Source organism: Arcobacter sp. (assembly GCF_050300555.1).
Classification (GTDB): Bacteria; Campylobacterota; Campylobacteria; order Campylobacterales; family Arcobacteraceae; genus Arcobacter.
Window position 1 is genome coordinate 1 of the sequence record NZ_JBNKXY010000228.1, and the last position, 611, is coordinate 611.

Annotated in this window: 1 protein-coding gene; it reads right to left on the bottom strand. The window is 43.4% G+C overall.

Annotated features, from left to right (window positions below; genetic code table 11):
- Positions 1-166 precede the first annotated feature (166 nt).
- Positions 167-611, bottom strand: a 445-nt coding sequence (locus ACQY5W_RS13325) for a hypothetical protein (protein ID WP_428025456.1), incomplete at its 5' end; no start/stop codon positions are given.

Here is a 611-nt window from a genome sequence, read left to right on the forward strand (position 1 = left end):
GCATAAAAGGGAAGTAGATCCGTAGTCGTTCTCACACTCCCTCTTTTGTTTCTAGGAAACATGAACCTCATTTTGCTTGCATCAAAGTGGAGTGCATAGTGAATCTTGTGGCGATTTGCAACATTTTGCCCAAATTCAAAAAGTCTAGTAAACTGCTCAAAGGTAATCATACACCGCTGGTCATCCAATGAAATATTCTTGTGTCCCCCCGATCCTCAACATACAATGTGGCAAAAAATTGAGCTATTATCTCATTGTTCCAATTCTTTTGGAAAGATATGACATCCCTCAAGTGCTTGCCTCTACAAGCGGCCACTACCTCATCAAAGATCGCGTCATACTTTACCTCCATATAGGTCCAGTCAATCCAATGAGAAATTACCGTGGGCTTGTTCTTGGTAATGATTACAGACTCATAGAAGTCCTGCTGAAATGAAGTGTGGAATCTGTAATCATAGGCATCCCTAGGAAGAGTTCGAGCATCGATCTTCCTCTTCTCTTTCACGGCCTCGGTCTTGCCCTTATAGCTGATCTTTTGCCTCCATCCAGGATTTTGGGGCACCCTGAACACGAGAGCTCTCATGTCAACATATGATGGAGGGAGGATATCC